The sequence below is a fragment of the Ruegeria sp. HKCCA5929 genome (assembly GCF_013034525.1).
In the GTDB taxonomy this organism is placed as follows: Bacteria; Pseudomonadota; Alphaproteobacteria; order Rhodobacterales; family Rhodobacteraceae; genus Ruegeria.
Window position 1 is genome coordinate 273,443 of the sequence record NZ_WQGE01000004.1, and the last position, 18,355, is coordinate 291,797.

General features: G+C 57.5%; 17 protein-coding genes. 8 read left to right on the plus strand and 9 right to left on the minus strand.

Annotated features, from left to right (window positions below):
- Window positions 1-8 precede the first annotated feature (8 nt).
- A complete protein-coding gene (locus GOV90_RS12370; protein WP_171092452.1) occupies window positions 9-1,214 on the plus strand; it encodes a multidrug effflux MFS transporter in 1,206 nt (401 codons plus the stop codon).
- Window positions 1,215-1,277: 63 nt separating this feature from the next.
- Window positions 1,278-2,678 carry a short-chain fatty acyl-CoA regulator family protein gene (locus tag GOV90_RS12375; RefSeq protein ID WP_171092454.1) on the plus strand — a complete coding sequence of 467 codons (1,401 nt, stop codon included), beginning with the start codon at window positions 1,278-1,280 and terminating at the stop codon, window positions 2,676-2,678.
- Window positions 2,679-2,753: 75 nt separating this feature from the next.
- On the opposite strand, the gene GOV90_RS12380 is transcribed toward GOV90_RS12375, so the two are convergent.
- The 7 genes from GOV90_RS12380 to GOV90_RS12410 all read right to left on the minus strand — a co-directional run bounded on the left by GOV90_RS12380 (window position 2,754) and on the right by GOV90_RS12410 (window position 9,237).
- On the minus strand, window positions 2,754-2,993 hold the full coding sequence (locus tag GOV90_RS12380; protein ID WP_171092456.1) for a YdcH family protein: 240 nt from the start codon (window positions 2,991-2,993) through the stop codon (window positions 2,754-2,756).
- A gap of 100 nt (window positions 2,994-3,093) precedes the next feature.
- Window positions 3,094-3,741, minus strand: coding sequence for a thermonuclease family protein (locus tag GOV90_RS12385; RefSeq protein ID WP_171092458.1), 648 nt, complete (start codon window positions 3,739-3,741; stop codon window positions 3,094-3,096).
- A gap of 54 nt (window positions 3,742-3,795) precedes the next feature.
- Window positions 3,796-5,454 (minus strand): choline dehydrogenase, encoded by a 1,659-nt coding sequence (gene betA, locus GOV90_RS12390; RefSeq protein ID WP_171092460.1) that lies wholly within the window; start codon window positions 5,452-5,454, stop codon window positions 3,796-3,798.
- 70 nt (window positions 5,455-5,524) lie between these two features.
- The gene (betC, locus tag GOV90_RS12395) at window positions 5,525-7,033 is read right to left on the minus strand and encodes a choline-sulfatase (RefSeq protein WP_171092461.1); all 1,509 of its coding nucleotides are present in this window, start codon (window positions 7,031-7,033) and stop codon (window positions 5,525-5,527) included.
- Window positions 7,030-7,602, minus strand: a complete 573-nt coding sequence (gene betI, locus GOV90_RS12400; protein ID WP_171092463.1) for a transcriptional regulator BetI — start codon at window positions 7,600-7,602, stop codon at window positions 7,030-7,032. Before betI ends, betC begins: the two co-directional genes overlap by 4 nt.
- A gap of 86 nt (window positions 7,603-7,688) precedes the next feature.
- Window positions 7,689-8,597: a DMT family transporter gene (locus tag GOV90_RS12405; protein ID WP_171092466.1), complete on the minus strand. Its 909-nt coding sequence runs from the start codon at window positions 8,595-8,597 to the stop codon at window positions 7,689-7,691.
- Between the two features lie 40 nt (window positions 8,598-8,637).
- Window positions 8,638-9,237 carry a LysE/ArgO family amino acid transporter gene (locus GOV90_RS12410; protein WP_171092468.1) on the minus strand — a complete coding sequence of 200 codons (600 nt, stop codon included), beginning with the start codon at window positions 9,235-9,237 and terminating at the stop codon, window positions 8,638-8,640.
- 88 nt (window positions 9,238-9,325) lie between these two features.
- On the opposite strand from GOV90_RS12410, the gene GOV90_RS12415 reads away from it, so the two are divergent.
- Together GOV90_RS12415 and GOV90_RS12420 are read left to right on the plus strand one after the other, a co-directional pair.
- Complete coding sequence (locus tag GOV90_RS12415) at window positions 9,326-10,219, plus strand: LysR family transcriptional regulator ArgP (protein WP_171092470.1); 894 nt, start codon at window positions 9,326-9,328, stop codon at window positions 10,217-10,219.
- A 27-nt stretch (window positions 10,220-10,246) separates the two neighbouring features.
- Entirely contained in the window at window positions 10,247-10,936 is a 690-nt protein-coding gene (locus GOV90_RS12420) for a nitroreductase family protein (RefSeq protein ID WP_171092472.1), read from the plus strand.
- Window positions 10,937-10,947: 11 nt separating this feature from the next.
- Here GOV90_RS12420 and GOV90_RS12425 read toward each other — a convergent pair whose 3' ends face one another.
- Both GOV90_RS12425 and GOV90_RS12430 read right to left on the minus strand, forming a co-directional pair.
- Window positions 10,948-12,228 (minus strand): permease, encoded by a 1,281-nt coding sequence (locus GOV90_RS12425; protein ID WP_171092474.1) that lies wholly within the window; start codon window positions 12,226-12,228, stop codon window positions 10,948-10,950.
- A gap of 146 nt (window positions 12,229-12,374) precedes the next feature.
- On the minus strand, window positions 12,375-13,115 hold the full coding sequence (locus GOV90_RS12430) for a YebC/PmpR family DNA-binding transcriptional regulator (protein WP_170352472.1): 741 nt from the start codon (window positions 13,113-13,115) through the stop codon (window positions 12,375-12,377).
- Window positions 13,116-13,225: 110 nt separating this feature from the next.
- Between GOV90_RS12430 and GOV90_RS12435 the strand changes: the two genes are divergently transcribed.
- The 4 genes from GOV90_RS12435 to GOV90_RS12450 all read left to right on the plus strand — a co-directional run bounded on the left by GOV90_RS12435 (window position 13,226) and on the right by GOV90_RS12450 (window position 18,353).
- Window positions 13,226-14,998 carry an SLC13 family permease gene (locus GOV90_RS12435; RefSeq protein ID WP_171092475.1) on the plus strand — a complete coding sequence of 591 codons (1,773 nt, stop codon included), beginning with the start codon at window positions 13,226-13,228 and terminating at the stop codon, window positions 14,996-14,998.
- Window positions 14,999-15,014: 16 nt separating this feature from the next.
- A complete protein-coding gene (locus GOV90_RS12440; RefSeq protein ID WP_171092476.1) occupies window positions 15,015-15,749 on the plus strand; it encodes a glutamine amidotransferase in 735 nt (244 codons plus the stop codon).
- 73 nt (window positions 15,750-15,822) lie between these two features.
- The gene (locus GOV90_RS12445) at window positions 15,823-16,680 is read left to right on the plus strand and encodes a bile acid:sodium symporter family protein (protein WP_171092478.1); all 858 of its coding nucleotides are present in this window, start codon (window positions 15,823-15,825) and stop codon (window positions 16,678-16,680) included.
- An 11-nt stretch (window positions 16,681-16,691) separates the two neighbouring features.
- The gene (locus GOV90_RS12450; protein WP_171092480.1) at window positions 16,692-18,353 is read left to right on the plus strand and encodes an FAD-binding dehydrogenase; all 1,662 of its coding nucleotides are present in this window, start codon (window positions 16,692-16,694) and stop codon (window positions 18,351-18,353) included.
- Window positions 18,354-18,355: the final 2 nt, after the last annotated feature.

Consider the following 18,355-nt stretch of genomic DNA (forward strand, 5'->3'; position numbering starts at 1 on the left):
TGTGAACTATGCAGTTCAGCTTAGGCGCCGCGCAGCGCACACCACCCACATTGGCAACACTTGTCTTGCTCTCAGGCCTATCCGCCCTGAGCATGAACCTGTTCCTACCCAGCCTTCCAAACATGGCCGTGTACTTCGACACCGATTACAAGGTCATGCAGCTCTCGATTGCCTTGTACTTGCTGATCAATGCCGTTTTGCAAATCGTGATTGGCCCAATTGCCGACAAGGCGGGTCGTAGACCGGTTTTGCTTTGGGGGCTCGCGCTTTTCCTACTGGCCACTTTGGGATGCATTTATGCGCCGAACGCCGAGATATTCCTGGTCTTCAGGATGTGTCAGGCAGTCATTGTCGTAGGTATCGTGCTAAGTCGCGCGGCCGTGCGGGATATGTACGATCAAGACCAGGCCGCATCCATGATCGGTTATGTGACCATGGGCATGGCCGTGGTCCCCATGATCGGACCTGCAATTGGCGGCATTCTCGAAGAGGCGTTCGGCTGGAAAGCAAACTTCTGGCTGCCATTCGCCATTGGTGCCTTGACGCTTTTCCTGACATTTACGGATTTTGGCGAAACGGCAGCAAAAAGCGGAAAATCACTCATACAGCAATTCAAAGAATACCCCGAATTGCTGACCTCGCCTCGCTTCTGGGGTTACTCACTGGCCTGCGCATTCTCGTCGGGAGCGTTCTTTGCTTATCTGGGTGGCGCACCATTTATTGGAACTGAATTATTCGGACTGAGCGCCGCGCAAGTTGGCATCTATTTTGGCGCACCTGCCGTTGGGTACTTCGCGGGGAACTTCATCAGCGGGCGCTATTCTATGCGCGTCGGCGTGAATCGCATGGTGTTTTGGGGCAGCCTGCTAAATGCTTTCGGCGTCGCCCTATCGGCAACGCTTTTTCTTGTAGGCAGCGGAACGGCGCTCAGCTTCTTTGGACTCATGACCTTTGTCGGCATCGGAAACGGTATGGTCATCCCCAATGCAACTGCCGGCTCACTGTCTGTCCGCCCGCACCTGGCTGCAACCGCGTCAGGCTTGAGCGGCGCCATCATGTTGGGCGGCGGCGCAGGTCTAAGCGCATTGGCGGGCGCGCTATTGACACACGAAACCGGCGCTATGCCTCTTTTATGGTTGATGCTGGCAACAGCCCTTTTGGCTATTTGTGCGATTGCAGCAGTCATCCGGCGGGAACGGCAACTTGGGCTCTAATCGGTTGCGCGGATCACTTTGCAAAGTTAGGATTCGGATTTAGGAAACTTGCAAAGACCCCCAATGGCGACTCAAAAACTTTATGCGGGCGCAAAGCTCCGCGAGATGCGCACACGTCTGACTCTGACCCAGCGGGAATTCGCAGCCAAACTGGGCGTTTCCCTGCCTTATCTGAACCAGATGGAGAACAACAACAGACCGATTTCGACGACGGTTGTGTTAGCCTTGGCACAGGAATTCGGCATGGACGTGACCGAACTCAGCACCGGCGACAGTGAGCGGCTGGTATCTGACATGCGTGAGGCATTGGCCGACCCGGTATTCGCCGATGCCCAACCTCCACTGGCTGATTTGCGCCTGACAGCATCCAACGCCCCCGCCTTGGCGCGTGCCTTTATCGAGTTACACAAAACCTACCGCCAAACACACGAACGCCTTGCGTCACTGGACGAAGCCTTGGGGCGCGAAGATGCACGTATTCAGGCCAGTCCGTGGGAAGAAGTGCGAGATTTCTTCCATTATTGCGACAACTACATCGACGCTGTGGACAGGGCGGCAGAACTGTTCGCCAACCGCGCAGACGGGCCCGGAGGGATACGGCAGGCCGCCCTGAACAGCCTGTCGGAGCGCGGTATTCAGGTCGTTTTTTCAGATATGGACCTACTGCGCAGTTACGACGCAGAAAGCAAAATACTGCGCCTGTCCTCGCGCGCTGCGCCGCAAACCCAAGTGTTCCAATTGCTTTTGCAGGTTGCATTGATCAGCCAGGACAAGCTGTTGGAAGCAACGCTGGATTTTGCAAAGTTCCAAAGCGACGAGGCCCGGTCGATTGCAAAGATCGGCCTTGCCAACTATTTCGCAGGCGCGTCTTTGATGCCTTATTCCGTCTTCCTGACCGCCGCGCAAGAAGAGCGCCACGATCTGGAACTGCTCAGCAATCGGTTCGGAGCGTCAATCGAGCAGATTGCCCATCGGCTATCGACGCTTCAGCGCCCCGGAGCAAAGGGGATCCCTTTCTTTTTTGTCCGGGTGGATCAGGCTGGCACGATTACCAAACGACACTCGGCCACGCGCCTGCAATTTGCGCGGTTTGGCGGTGCGTGCCCCTTGTGGAACGTGCACCGCGCCTTTGAAACACCGGGGCACTTTCTTCGCCAACTGGCAGAAACACCAGATGGGGTTCGTTATATTTCTCTTGCACGTGACGTATCAAAGTCCGGCGGATCCTTTGGCGCCCCTGTCCGGCGCTATGCGATTGCCTTGGGGTGCGAGGTTCGGCATGCTCCGGCACTAGTCTATGCCGACAATCTCGATATCAATAACGCCAGTGCATACGAACCGATCGGCATATCTTGCCGCATCTGCGAACGGCAAACCTGCCACCAGCGCTCGGTTCCGCCCCTGGAACGTCGCCTAAGCATAGACACCCATCTGCGCGGCACCTTGCCCTACGAAGTCACCTGATCTTCACCTGGCCCAAAATACCTCGGGGGAGTCGCGGCCTAGGCCGCGACGGGGGCAGAGCCCCCATCTCTTGGCTTAGGCTTTGGACAGGATCGACCAGATTTCATCTTTCAAGGCCGCGCGTTTTTTGCGCAGCTCAACCTCAGCCAGATCTTCCATCGGTTCGACATTTGTTTCTGCGCGATGAACCACGCGGTTGATTTCGTGGTACTCGTCGGCCAGCCGGGCAAAATGCGCGTCCGATTGCTTGAGCTGGCTCATCAATTCAACTTTGTCCGGAAATTCTTCAGCCAGTTCATGCGGGGTGTGGGACATATCTGTTCGCTCCATAATAAGTCGTTGCAAATCAGGCGTAGACGCGTCCGGAAGAACCCGCTTTGACGCGGATCAATTTCATGCAGGTTTCATACAGATTTTAGCGCTTTGACGCGCGCCATCCTGCGGCACGGGCGGCAGCGGCAGAACAGAACCAACGCTCGCCGCTGGATGTACTGATCCGGGTATTGGCATAGAAGGTCTGGCCCGGGATGTGGTATATCTTTTCGCCCTTGGCCGAGATGTTTCCTTTGATCCGGCACCCATCGGATGACGAGGAATTCCTGGCGGCGCGATGCACCCAGGGCACTTGAACTTGCTGCTGATGCAGCCCAACACGTCGCGCCTTTGCGTCTTGCTCAGCGCTTTCATAGGCATGTGAATACTTGCGATAGGCAAAGGCCAAACCCAGCCGCACCAGTTGATCGGCTGCATCTTGCGCCTCGAACATACACCTTGCGACAACCCGACCATATCGATCGCGGTCCATCGGCATGCATGATGCTGTTTTTCCCTGGAATAGCTGGCGAACCTCCTGCGTCACCCAAGCGCCGCATGGCCACGTTGATCCTTCGGCATCCTGACAGGATTGATCCAGCTCGGGCGCATCGATTCCATGCAGGCGAACTCGGATGCCGCCGACATCCCAAGTATCGGCATCTACTACATTAACTTGGCCTGAAAGACGTTCAGCGGCCAGTGTCACAGATGGCAGAAGCAGAACAAAAACTAAACAAATCCTTAACATGCCCCCGATATGCGCCTGAAATCACGCATATTCAACCGAGGGCATGTCAAAAGGTTAACGCTGTGCCGTTGCCCAGTTCGGGTGGATCCAAGGCCGGTCATTGGCCTTGGGCAACGGGTCTTTGCCCAATAGGGAATCCGACACTTTCTCACCCACCATGATCGACGGCGCGTTGAGGTTACCGTTGGTGATCTGAGGAAAGATCGAGCTGTCCGCAACACGCAGCCCATCCACACCTATGACGCGCCCTTCGGGATCGACCACAGCGTTTTTGTCGTCTGCCCGCCCCATCCGGCAGGTGCCGCAGGGGTGATATGCGCTTTCGGCATGTTCCGCGATAAAGCCGTTCAGCTCTTCATCTGATTGCACGGCGGCACCCGGTTGAATTTCCTTGCCCGCGTAGGGCTTGAATGCATTCTGACCAAAGATTTCGCGAGTCAGACGGATACAGGTGCGGAAATCTTCCCAATCCTGTTCATGGCTCATGTAGTTGAACTTGATCACTGGCGCGTCCGCAGCTTGTGCGGACCGCAGTGTCACAGCCCCACGCGACGGAGACCGCATCGGACCGACATGCGCCTGGAACCCGTGGCCTTCCGCTGCCGCCTGCCCGTCATAACGAACCGCGATGGGCAGGAAGTGGTACTGAATGTCAGGGTATTCTACGCCCGGTTTCGACCGGATAAAGGCCGCGCTTTCAAACTGGTTCGAAGCGCCTAGGCCGGTTTTCGTAAACAACCACTGCGCCCCGATCAGACCTTTGCTGAACAGATTCCAATGCTTGTACAACGTGATTGGCTGCAGCGAGGCTTGCTGGATGTAAAGCTCCAAATGGTCCTGCAGGTTGGCACCAACGCCCGGTCGATCCGCAACAACGCTAATCCCGTGCTCGGCCAGATGCGCAGCCGGGCCGATGCCGGACAACATCAACAGCTTGGGCGAGTTGATCGAGGACGCTGCCAAAACGACCTCGCGCCGGGCCTTGATGACTTCAGACTTGCCGCCGCGGACCAACTCCACCCCGGTCGCGCGCCCGTTTTCCATCACAACCCGAGACGCAAGGCCCCGTACGATATCGCAATTGTCGCGCTTGAGCGCTGGTTTCAGATAGGCATTTGCCGCCGACCAACGCCGCCCTTTCCAGACGGTCTGTTCCATCGGGCCAAAGCCTTCCTGCTTTTCGCCGTTATAGTCGCCCGTGACCTCGTATCCGGCCTGCTGGCCCGCGTCGACAAACGCTTTGAACAAGGGATTTTCGCGCGGGCCGCGTGAGACATGCAGCGGACCGTTCGTGCCACGCCATGCCGGATCACCACCGTGCCCCCCGTCGTGCCAACTTTCCATGCGTTTATAGTATGGCAGGACATCAGCATAGGACCAGCCATCTGCACCCATCTCGGCCCATGTATCGAAATCACGTGCGTGGCCGCGAACGTAGACCATGCCATTGATCGAAGACGAGCCCCCGATCACCTTACCACGCGGACAAGCCAGACGACGGTTGTTCAGGTGCGGCTCGGGCTCGGACTGATAGCCCCAGTCGTAACGCGACATGTTCATCGGATAGCTCAACGCGGCTGGCATCTGAATAAACGGTCCCGCGTCTGTCCCGCCGTGTTCAATCACCAGGACCGAGGCCCCGGCTTCGCTTAGGCGATATGCCATTGCGCAGCCTGCGGACCCTGCGCCTACGATGACAAAATCTGCTTCCATTTCCACAACTCCTGTCCCGCCGAGAAGGTTGGATTCCTCCGGCGGGAGTATTTTCGAAAAGATGAAGAGGTTATTCGCCGCGTGGGAACCGGGCGTTTTCCTCGACGATGTTCAGATCCATGTGATTGCGCATGTAGCGTTCCGATGCTTTCTGCAGCGGCTGGTAATCCCATGGGTAATATCCGCCTTGCCGCAGCGCTTCGTACACGACCCAGCGGCGCGCCTGACTGGCGCGGACGTCGGCGTCGAAGCGATCCAGATCCCAACGGGCCTCGGATTTTGCGCGCAAGGTTTGCAGGGTACCCGCGTGTTCGGGACTGTCTGCCAGATTTGTCATCTCGTGCGGGTCGGCCTCGAGATCAAACAACTGATCCGGGTCCAACGCGCAGCGGTTGTATTTCCACTTGCCATAGCGCAGCGACACCAGCGGTGCATAAGATGCCTCGGCGGCGTATTCCATGGCCACCGGCGCGGTGCGTTCGACACCTTTCGCCAGCGGAACGAGGTTTTCGCCATCCGTCCATGGCGCGATTTCATCCATGTCGACACCTGCCAATGCCCCGAGGGTCGGGGTTACATCGATTGTGGAAACCGGCGTGTCGATCCGCCCGGCAGGCAGATCAGGGGATGAAATCATCAGCGGCACACGCGCGGAACCTTCGTAGAAGTTCATTTTGAACCACAAGCCGCGTTCGCCCAGCATGTCCCCGTGATCCGAGACAAACAGGATGATCGCCTCCTGCCGGGTCGTTTCCAACACTTCGAGGATCTCTCCGATCTTGTCGTCCAGATAGGAGATGTTTGCGAAATAGGCGCGGCGGGATTTGCGAATGTCTTCTTCGGTGATGTTAAAACTGCGCCAATCATTGGCGTCGAAGATACGCTTGGCGTGCGGGTCCTGATTGTCGTAGCCGATATCAGCGACCTCGGGCAGAAGATGCTCACAATCCTCGTACAAGTCCCAATACTTGCGGCGGGCGACGTATGGGTCGTGGGGATGCGTAAAGCTGACGGTCACACACCATGGACGTTCATCCTTGCCGCGCGCCAGATCATAAAGCTTGGCCTTGGCGTTATAGGCAACCTCGTCATCGTACTCCATCTGGTTGGAGATTTCGGCAACACCCGCGCCGGTGACGGAACCCATGTTGTGATACCACCAGTCGATCCGCTCGCCCGGTTTGCGGTAATCCGGCGTCCAGCCGAAATCGGCCGGGTAGATGTCGGTGGTCAGACGATCCTCGAACCCGTGCATCTGGTCGGGGCCGACGAAATGCATTTTGCCGGACAGGCAGGTATAGTATCCCGCCCTGCGCAGGTGGTGTGCATAGGTGGGGATGTCGCTGCGGAACTCGGCTGCGTTGTCATAGACGCCGGTGCGCGAAGGCAGTTGGCCGGACATGAAGCTGGCCCGCCCCGGTGCGCATAACGGCGAGGCCGTGTAAGCGTTGGCAAACCGGGTCGACCGTTCGGCCAGCTTCTTCAGATTCGGGGCATGAAGCCAGTCTGCGGGACCGTCGGGAAAGAGGGTTCCGTTCAGCTGATCCACCATCAGGATCAGAATGTTTGGTTTTGTCATTTTTCGGCCTCGAGCAGAGTGTTGAGCACGCGCATTGCGTGGTTCACCGCCAATTGCGGCTCTTCCGGGGCGCTGAGAGCCGCTCGGATGTATAACCCATCAATCAAGGCGATCATGTTTTCGGCCGCCTCAACCGGATCCTTCATCTTGGGGCGAAGCGCATCAATAAGGTTCGAACGGATGCGCGCCTGATAGACCTGCCAAAGGCGCAGCGCGTCATCATTGGTTTGCGCCAGAACATAAAAGGTCATCCACGCGGCAATCACGTCCGGTGTGAAACATGAGGGGGCAAAGCACGCCTGAATGATTGCTTTTGCTCGCTCCTCGGGCGCGGCCGCCTTCAATTTGGCACGCGCCTCTTCGCCAAAATCCGTCAGGATTTGACGCATGGCTGCCAAAAATATCTGATCCTTGCCGCCAAAATAGTGATGCGCCAGTGCACTGGACATGCCTGCTCGTTTCGCAATCTGGCTGACTGTCACATCAAGGGATTTCTGCACGCCCAATTCGGCAATCGTGGCACGGACAATTGCATCCCGGCGGATCGGCTCCATTCCTACTTTAGGCATCATTCCCCCCTGAACAGGCGTTATGATCCCAAATTAGGAGTTTTTTATTGACTCGTCAATCAATGAAAGGCGCGGTAGGACCTACCTCATAGCTTCGGCGCAATACTCGGAGGCGTCAAGTCTCGGCGATTCAGCACGGCTTCGCGCCATGAGATGAAGCTGACAGCGCATAAGATCAAAGTTCCACCGGCAACGACCCAAACATCCACGCTTTCGTGGAACACAACAGCGCCCAACAATGTGGCCCAGATTAGCTGAAGAAAAGTAATCGGCTGCGTGACAGCCACAGGTGCAGCTTGCAAAGCGAGGGTCATGAAATAATGCCCCGCAGTGGCAAAACAGGCCACCAGAAACAGAACCCCGAGATCGCGTAAGCTGGGCTGAGTCCAGACCGCAACAGCAAAGGGGATCAGCGCCAGTGTCACCCAAATCGAAAGATGCGCAACAACGACCGAAGGTGGCACATCGCGCACCAACAGCTTAGCCAGCAGGTACGAACCGCCCAGCGTCAAAGCTGTGCCCAGCATCGCCAGGTGCCCCGGAGACACCTCTCGGAAACCCGGTCGCAGGATGATCAACACCCCGACCAAAGCAACCAGAATTGCTGCGATCCGCCGAAAGGCCAGTTTTTCGCCCAGAAAAAGGGCTGCCCCCAAAGTCACGTAGACGGGTGTCATGTAGTTCATAGCCGTAACTTCAGCCAACGGGATCTGCGTCATGGCAAAGAACCACAGCATCACCGCAACAGCATGAACCACACCCCGCACGCCGAACAGAGTCAACAAACGGGGCGTTAGCCGTGTTGCCATGATCGACCGCAGAGCCGGAAGCAAGAAAACCAGCCCCAAAGCGTATCGCAGAAACGCTGCCTGAATCGGGTTCATGGTCGTCCCCAAGGACTTCACCAAAGCCGTCATCACAACAAAAGACAGCCCGGCGGAAAACATCCAGAACATGCCTGCTATGGGGCGGGATGAAACGGCGTGTGAAGTCATGGCTTAGGTTGAACACCGAAACCCGGTCAGGAACAACCCTTCACATGACAACAAGTTTCAGTGCGATCCCCAGCATGACAACGCCAATCCCGGCATCCAGCACCTGCCACGCCCTCGGGCGGGTAAAAACAGGCGACAGAACGCCTGCTCCGCACCCTAGCGAGAAGAAGAAGACAAAGCTGGACGTCATTGCGCCCAGTGCAAACCCCAGACGGTCGTCATACTGCGCCGAGATTGAACCGATCAGCACGACAGTGTCCAAATAGACATGCGGGTTCAGCCAGGTGAAGGCGAGCACCGTGAGAAGCGCAGTTTTCAAGCTGGTGCGCTGACCATTGCCGATCTCCATCACTGCGCCACCCTGCCAGGCCGAGCCAAGGCTACGCAGCCCATACCAGGTCAGAAACGCGGCACCGCCATAGCGCATCACGGTTTCGAACCATGGCACCGCCTGCGCCAGAGTGCCAAAACCGGCCACTCCCGCGCCGATCAAAACAGCATCGGACACAGCACAGGTCAGGCACAGAATGAAAACATGCTCGCGCCGCAGTCCCTGCCGCAGGATAAAGGCATTTTGCGCACCGATCGCAAGGATCAGGCTGAAACCCAGCGCAAAACCGGCAATCATGGATGTTGGCATGGAACCTCCTGAACCTTTCCAAGCGTTGACTAAGCCCCTTGGCTTGACCTATCAAATTAAAGATTCTGCTCTGACTTAAGAAACTCTAATGCTGCTGGATCCAAACCAACTGTCCGCATTGTCAGCCATCCTGCGCCTTGGGAGCTTTGAAGCCGCCGCTGCGGAACTGGCTGTCACGCCTTCTGCAGTTTCCCAGCGGATCAAAGCGCTGGAGGATCGGGTCGGCGCATCCTTGATCCATCGGGTTACACCTTGCACCGGAACGCCCGCAGGGTTGCGTATTGCCCGCTATGCCGAGGACGTCGGTCTTCTTGAGGCGCAACTTGCCCGCGAACTGGCGTTGGAACAGAACCCGCGATCCGGGCGGGTGCGCATAGCGGTGCCTGCCGATGTTCTGGCCACATGGTTTATCGATGCAATGGCGCAAGTGCCCGACATGCTGTTCGATTTAGTCGTTGACGACCAGGACCATTCAGCGGATTGGCTGAAACGCGGAGAGGTCAGCGCAGCCGTCACTGTGGGCGGGCGTCCCGTGACAGGATGTGACGTGACGGCGCTGGGTGTGCTGCGGTACCTGCCCACAGCCAGCCCTTCCTTCATCAACACGTGGTTCAAGGATGGTGTGAACGAGGGCACGCTTAGCAAAGCGCCCTGCCTGGTTTTCAACCAAAAGGATGGTTTGCAAAAGGCATGGCTGTCGCAATACATCGCGGGCCAGATGTCGCCGCCGTTTCATTTCCTGCCATCCTCGAACGGCTTCGTGGATGCTGCGATTGCCGGGCTGGGATGGGGTATGAACCCAGCGGCCCTGGCCAAAGACGCCTTGGAACAAGGGCGGTTGCTGCCCCTCCTGGCCAATGCTCCGCTGGATGTTGCCCTCAGCTGGCAGGTTGGTCGCGTACTTGCACCTGCCCTCAAACCGCTTACACATGCGGTTCAACGTGCCGCCAAGCAGGTCCTGCTGCCGCCCAGCGCGAACTGATCGCACACCAAAGTTTCGGAGGAACCGATGTTTTCACGCGATGCCCTCAGCTATGATCCCATTCCATTGCCTGACCGGTCCGAGATCAGCGATGCTGACATGCAAGGTGCCGCACAAGAGTTCTACGACAAGATGCGCCAGCGCCACACGGTGCGAGATTTCAGCCTCCGCCCCGTGGACCGTTCTGTGATCGAAACGTGTTTGCGTACGGCAGGCACCGCGCCGTCTGGCGCCAATCATCAACCCTGGCACTTTGCTGCGATCTCGGCCCCTGACCTAAAGCAGCGCATTCGAGAAGAAGCTGAAGAAGAGGAGCGCCGGTTCTACGCAGGCGGCGCAGGTGACGAATGGATAAAAGCGTTGGAGCCCATCGGCACCAACGCAGTCAAAGAACATCTGACTATTGCACCCTGGCTGATCGTGGTGTTCGCCCAGCGTTGGGGACACTTCGAAGATGGGACGCGGTACAAGAACTACTACGTGCCGGAAAGCGTGAACATTGCCACCGGGTTTCTGCTGGCTGCGCTGCACCACGCGGGCCTCAGCACTTTGACCCATACCCCAAATCCGATGCGGTTTCTGAACGATGCACTGGACCGCCCTGCATCGGAAAAACCGACAATGATCATCGCAGTAGGTCACCCTTCGGAAAACGCAACGGTACCTGCAGTGCCAAAGCTGAAGAAACCGCTTGAGGAGATTTCTTCGTTCTTCTGAAGACCCTTGGATTATTCCTGCGAAAGGGGCGCGTCCTTCTGTACGGGCGACATCATGCGATAGCATGTCGCGCAGGCCACCAAACTGGCGGCAACGATGAAGCCGACCGCCAAGGCGACCTCGTGCATATGCGCGACAGCGGCCAAGGCCGCCGAAAGCAGAACCGCGAACAATCGTGTGAACGACTTGATCGCGGCTGATCCCTGCACACGTTGTTCCTTGGGCGCGACATCCAGAAAATATAGTTTGCGCGCACTACTGATCCCAGTCACTGCGACCGTGACAACAAACAGCGCGACGGCATGCAGATGAACCTCGTGATCGATGCCCAAGTAGTGGAACGCCAAAAGAACAGCTCCGGTTGCCGCCACCATCAAGGTGCCAACCACCATGACGGCGCGATGAGACTTCATGTTCACGATTTGCCACAGCGGTCCTGAAACGAGATACCCCGAGGCGGAAGACACGATCATCGCAGTCAGACCTTTCGCCGAACTGTGATGCGCCTCGGCCGCGATTAGCGCAAAAAACGGGACAGATAGCGAGACTGCCACCAAAGGCATACGCATGGCCATGTAACGCCGAAACCAGGCCTGCTCGAACATGCCTAGGATGCCATGAACATTGGACCTGAGCGACAACTTTGTTTTGGTTTCAGTCGGTTTTGCCGGTGCAGCAGAGCGTACATTCTCTGTCATCGCCAACATCAACAGACCCGATAGCAGAAAGAACGCGACAGACACGCCGATCATTGTGGAATGGCGTGAGAAGGGTGGGTTTTCCTTGGTGATCTGATGCACCAGCAATGCAAGGCCAATGGCACATAATCCACCTCCGCCAAGCTGCAGATAGTGCATCACCATGCGAGATCGGGAATGGACATGATCGCCCAGCAGATCGGTGAACATAAGGTTCTGAATCTCGTCGACCAGACCGATTACAAAAAAGACTGAAACGAAAACTACGGCGATCAAAGGGACGACGCCGGTCGCGGCTGCGGCCATTGCAAAGACAAGACAGGCACCGATAACGGCCTCGGTTGTGGCAATTGCGCGCTTCTTTTGCGGTTTTGCTGCAATGGACTGCGCCAGAAAGAAATCGGAAATCATGCTTCCAACCATCCGCACCGAAACCAGCGCGCCTGCCACAAACATGGGCAGTTCGAAAGACACCGCCAGAAACGGCAATACCACCGATGGGCTGCCCAGCGTCCACGCAACCTGTGACACAATACTCTGGCCGGTCAGAACCGGTACATTGCGCTTGGCGGTATCAGGTGTTTCGGATGTCATTGGCCTTTCGGTTGCGCCTTCCCTGCGGATCAACACCCGCCCAGCCTATGCGTTTACGGGGATTCAGCCAATAACCCTCAGAATTTGTACCAAAACGAAAAACCCGACCAGATTGGCCGGGCTTCGCATTGGCGATTTGCAGCAGCTCAGAGCTGAGCCATCACTTCGTCAGTGGCTTCGAAGTTGGTTGTGACGCGCTGCACGTCGTCATCGTCTTCCAGCGCATCGACCAGCTTCATCAGCTTTTGCATGTCTTCCAGACCCAGCTCGGTCGTCGTAGTCGGTTTCCAAACCAGCTTGGTGGATTCCGATTCACCCAGTGCTTCTTCCAATGCGTTTGACACATCGTTCAGGTCAGTGTCCGCACACCAGATGATATGGCCATCTTCCGAGCTTTCGACATCTTCGGCACCGGCTTCGATCGCGGCTTCGAAAATTGTGTCTGCATCGCCAGCATCCGCCTGATAGACAACTTCGCCCTTACGGTCGAACATAAACCCGACCGAGCCCGTCTCGCCCAGATTTCCACCGTTCTTGGAAAAGGTCGAGCGCACGGTCGAAGCGGTGCGGTTGCGGTTGTCTGTCATGGTCTCGACGATCACCGCGACACCGTTCGGGCCGTAACCCTCGTAGCGGATTTCTTCGTATTCGTCGCCTTCACCTGCAACCGATTTCTTGATTGCGCGGTCGATCACGTCCTTGGGCACCGAGTTCGACTTTGCCTCTTTCACCGCCAGACGCAGGCGCGGGTTCTTGTCGGGATCGGGGTCGCCCATCTTGGCGGCCACTGTGATCTCTTTCGACAGTTTGGAAAACAGTTTGGACCGCGCGGCGTCCTGACGTCCCTTGCGGTGCTGGATGTTGGCCCATTTGGAGTGGCCTGCCATAGTGCGTCCTCGTCATCGTGATTACGTGTTCGGCGCTCATATAGACGTTTGCAGGGGGCGGGATCAAGAGAGCGACTTGCTCCTTGCGAGGCTGGGACTATGGTGACTGTATGACGACAGATCAGATTATTCTTTTTGCGCTATTCATTACGGTTTTTGGAATGCTGCTTTGGGGTCGGTTTCGTTACGACCTTGTGGCTTTTGCCGCACTGATGATCGGTGTCGTGCTGGGTGTTGTGCCAGTGGATGACGCTTTTGCAGGGTTCGGCCACCCGGCCACCATCATCGTGGCGCTGGTTCTGGTCGTCTCTGCCGGTTTGGTCCGGTCAGGGGCGGTGTTCATGATCACCCGCACATTGGTCGATGCCTCACGTGGGCTGGGCGCGCATATTGCGCTGATGGGCGGGATCGGTGCGGTCTTGTCAGCCTTCATGAACAACGTGGCTGCGCTGGCTTTGCTGATGCCGGTGGACATCCAAACCGCGCGCAAGGCGGGGCGATCAGTGGGTCTGTCGCTGATGCCGCTGAGCTTTGCCACCATTCTTGGGGGGATGGCAACACTGATCGGCACCCCTCCGAACATCATCATCGCTTCGATCCGGGCCGAGACGCTGGGCGAGCCGTTTCACATGTTCGATTTTGCGCCCGTGGGCGGGATAGCCGCAATTGCGGGTCTTGCCTTTGTCGCTCTGGTCGGCTGGCGTCTGATCCCAAATCGCGGGCCGCAAACTGAAACATCGGAAGCATTGGCGGAGTATATAGCCGAGCTAACTGTCCCCCCTGAATCCGCGCATATCGGCAAACGCGTCAGCGAGCTTTATGAGGCCGCTGAAAAATCCGACGTCGCCATCATCGGCCTGATCCGCGATGGCAAGCGGCGTTATGGCCGATCCGCCCATGCCACGTTGAAAGAAGGCGACGCACTGGTTCTGGAAGCCCGGCCCGAGGCGTTGGACGAATTTCGCGCCGCGCTGAACCTCGACTTCTCGGACACGCGACGGCAAGAAGTGTTGACGGCAGAAGGTGACGGATTGGACGTCATCGAAGTGGTCGTGCCAGAAAGTGCCCGCATCACCGGGCGTACCGCACAGGGCCTTGGACTGGCCTGGCGGCAGAGTACAGTGCTGATGGGCATCTCACGTCAGGGGCGACAAATCACCCAACAGGTTCGCAAAACCGAGGTAGAACCCGGCGATATCCTGCTGCTGCTCTGCCCGCGCGACCGCGCGGCGGATGTCACGGAATGGTTGGGCTGCCTGCCCCTTGCAGGGCGTGGATTGAACGTCACTGCCAACGATAAGGCGTGGCTTGCCATTGGACTGTTCGTTGCTGCGGTTTTGGCCGCAAGTATTGGGTTGATCTATTTGCCCATTGCCCTTGGACTGGTGGTCATTGCCTATGTGCTGACCAAGATCATGCCGATTGCGGATATCTACAATCACATTGAATGGCCGGTGGTTGTCCTCCTGGGTTCGATGATCCCACTCGGCAGTGCTTTGGAGACTTCTGGCGGGACTGAATTGATCGCAAATGCGCTGATCCAGCTGACCGATGGCCTGCCCGCCTGGGCGATCCTGACTGTGCTGATGGTCGTAACCATGACTTTGTCGGATGTGCTGAACAACACCGCCACCGCCATTGTCGCCGCGCCGGTCGGAATACAAATGGCCCGCACGCTCGAGGTTTCGCCCGACCCATTCCTGATGACGGTTGCCGTTGCGGCCTCGGCCGCGTTCCTCACGCCAATTGGACACAAGAACAATACGCTGGTTCTGGGTCCCGGAGGCTATCGGTTCGGCGATTACTGGCGCATGGGTCTGCCGCTTGAGGTGCTGATCATCGCGGTTTCCATCCCTGCCATCCTTGTCTTCTGGCCGCTGTGACGGGTAAAGGCAGAGCATGAAACGCTTTCTGATCCTGCAACTGCGACCTGAAACGGACGCATCAGACGCCGAATATGCTTCGATTCTGGACAAGACCGGTTTGACGCCCGAACAGACCCATCGCATCCGGCTGGATTGTGAGAACCTGCCTGACGATCTGGATGTCACGGACTATGCAGGCGTCATCGTTGGCGGAGGTCCCGGCTGTGTCAGTGACGATCCAGCAACGAAATCTGAACTGGACGCAAAGATCGAAGGCGCGGTTATGGGCCTGATGCCGCAGATCACGGCGCAGGATCACCCCTTCATGGGCTGCTGCTATGGTTTGGGCGTTCTGGCCGCGCATCTGGGCGGTGACGTGAGCAAAGCCCAGTACAGCGAACCAGTCGGACCCTCAGCTTGCCACCTTACAGAAGATGGTTCCTCGGATCCGCTGACAGCCGGGCTGATCCCGGAATTCGACGCCTTCGTTGGTCACAAGGAAGCTGTTCAAGCATTGCCTGAAGGCTGCGCGCATCTTGTCGCCTCAGACCCCTGCCCGTTTCAGATGATCCGCTTTGGACAGAACGTCTATGCCACGCAGTTTCACCCCGAAGCGGATGCAAAAGACTTCGAACAGCGCATCAACATCTACAAACATCACGGCTATTTCCCGCCCGAAGACGCCCAGCGCCTGATCGACATCTGCAACGCCGCAGACGTCACCCAACCCGGCGAAATCCTGCGCCGCTTTGTCGAACGCTACAAGTGACCCAACGGCGCGGTTGCCTGCGCCTTTCATGCTCGCATAGGCTGATCCGAAACGACTTTGGGAGGAGTTGTTCTTGGACTTGCTCATCAATGTTGGCCTGCCGATCTCGCTGGCCATTATCATGCTGTCACTTGGCATTGGACTCGAGACAGCAGATTTCCGGCGCGTACTGAGCCGAAAACACCCGTTTGCAATCGGTGCGGTCTGTCAGGTGGTGCTTTTGCCCATCGCTGCGTTCCTCACCGTCACTCTGTTTGGCCTGCCCCCTGAAATCGCAGTTGGCTTCATGCTGCTCAGCTTTTGCCCCGGTGGTGTGACCAGCAATATTCTGACCAAATTGGCAAAGGGCGACGTGGCGCTTTCCGTCAGCCTGACTGCGGTGATCAGCATCTTGTCAATCCTGACAGTGCCCTTTCTGGCCGCGTGGTCCATCACCTATTTCATGGAGGAAAACGCACCTGATGTGTCGATCAGCGGTCTGGCCATTGCCATGTTTCTGATCACCACCCTTCCCGTCGCCATAGGCGTCGGAGTTCGCAGGTTTGCAACCGGGTTTGCAAACCGTATCGAGAATGGGCTTTCAACGCTCGCAACCGCTTTGTTCGTTTTGATCGTTGTGGCCGCCCTGGCCGGGAACTGGCAGATTTTCATTGATAACCTGGGCATCATGGGCGCCGGTCTGATCTCGCTTAACGTTGCACTTTTACTCATCGGGTTGGGGATCGCACGGGCTGCAAATCTGTCATGGGCCGAGTGTAAAAGCATATCAATTGACACTGGCATCCAGAACTCGACACTGGGCATTACACTGGCGGCCCTTATCACAGGCACAGAGAGCGGATTTAGCCCTCTGGCCCTGCCGTCCGCAGTCTACGGGATCACGATGTATGCCGTCGTGTTGCCGTTCCTCGTTTGGTTTCGCCGACGCTGAAAGGACAGTTTATGACCAAGAACACAGCAGATGCGATTGTCGTCGGCGCGGGCCTGGCTGGATTGGCAGCAGCGGCTGAACTGGGCGACCGAGGCAAGAAGGTGATCATTGTCGATCAGGAGCCCGAGAGCTTTCTGGGTGGTCAGGCGTTCTGGAGCCTCGGTGGTTTGTTCATGGTCGACACTCCGGAACAACGGCGGATGGGCATACACGACAGCCAAGAGCTTGCCCTTCGTGACTGGATGGGCAGCGCACAGTTCGACCGCGCGGAAGACGCCTGGCCCCGCAAATGGGCCGAGAGTTATGTCGAGTTTGCGGCTGGTGAAATGCGCCCGTGGTTGCACGAGATGGGTTTGCGCTGGTTTCCGGTCGTAGGTTGGGCAGAACGCGGTGGCTCTTATGCGAACGGGCATGGCAACTCTGTCCCGCGTTTTCACATCACGTGGGGCACTGGTCCCGGCGTTCTGGAGCATTTCATCCGACGTGTGAAAGAACATGTCAGCGCCGGTCTGATCCAAATGAAGTTCCGCCATCAGGTCAGCCACATCATCATGCAGAACGGCACTGCCAAAGGCGTATCTGGCGAGGTTTTGGCCGACGACACCACCCAACGTGGCGGCAAGACCAACCGGGACGAAGTGGGTGAGTTCGAGGTTTATGCGCCGTCGGTCATCGTTACCTCGGGCGGTATCGGCGGTAACTTTGAAATGGTTCGGCAGAACTGGCCCAAAGATCGTCTTGGTGAACCGCCAAAAGACATGGTGGCTGGTGTGCCCTTTCATGTCGACGGCCGCATGATCGGGATCAGCGAAAAAGCGGGCGGACACGTCATCAATGGCGACCGCATGTGGCATTACACCGAAGGCGTGCGCAACTGGGATCCGATCTGGCCTGCCCATGGCATTCGTATTTTACCCGGCCCCAGCTCTATGTGGTTCGACGCCAAAGGAAACCGTCTGGAACCGCCCTGCCTGCCTGGATTCGATACGTTGGGGACGTTGAAGGAAATCCTGAAAACAGGGTACGAGTACAGCTGGTTTGTTCTGACGCAGAAAGTGATCAAGAAAGAATTCGCCCTGTCCGGGTCTGAACAGAACCCGGACTTTACCTCGGGCAGTTGGAAAGAAGTCATCCGTCAGCGCATCCTGTCCGGGTCCAAGGCAACTGCCCCTGTTGAAGCGTTCAAAGAACACGGCGAGGATTTCGTCGTGGCCAACACGCTGACCGAACTGGTCAACGGGATGAATCATCTGGGCGGTGGGTTGATCGACGAAGCGCACTTGCGCGGGCAGATCGAAGCGCGCGACTCGCAGGTCGACAATCCTTTCTCGAAGGACGCCCAGATGATGGCGATTCTGGCCGCCCGAAACTATCGCGGAGACAAGTTGATCCGCACTGCCAAACCGCACAAGTTCCTCGACCCGGCCAACGGCCCGCTTATTGCGGTTAAGCTGCACGTCCTGACCCGCAAAACGCTGGGCGGGCTACAAACCAACCTGGACAGCCAGATGATCGGGGAAGATGGCAACGTGGTGCCCGGCCTGTTCGCCGCAGGCGAAGTCGCCGGTTTTGGCGGAGGCGGCTATCACGGGTACAACGCGCTGGAAGGAACCTTCCTGGGCGGATGCATCTTTTCGGGGCGCAACGCAGGGCGGTCTAGGGCCGTCGCCTGACG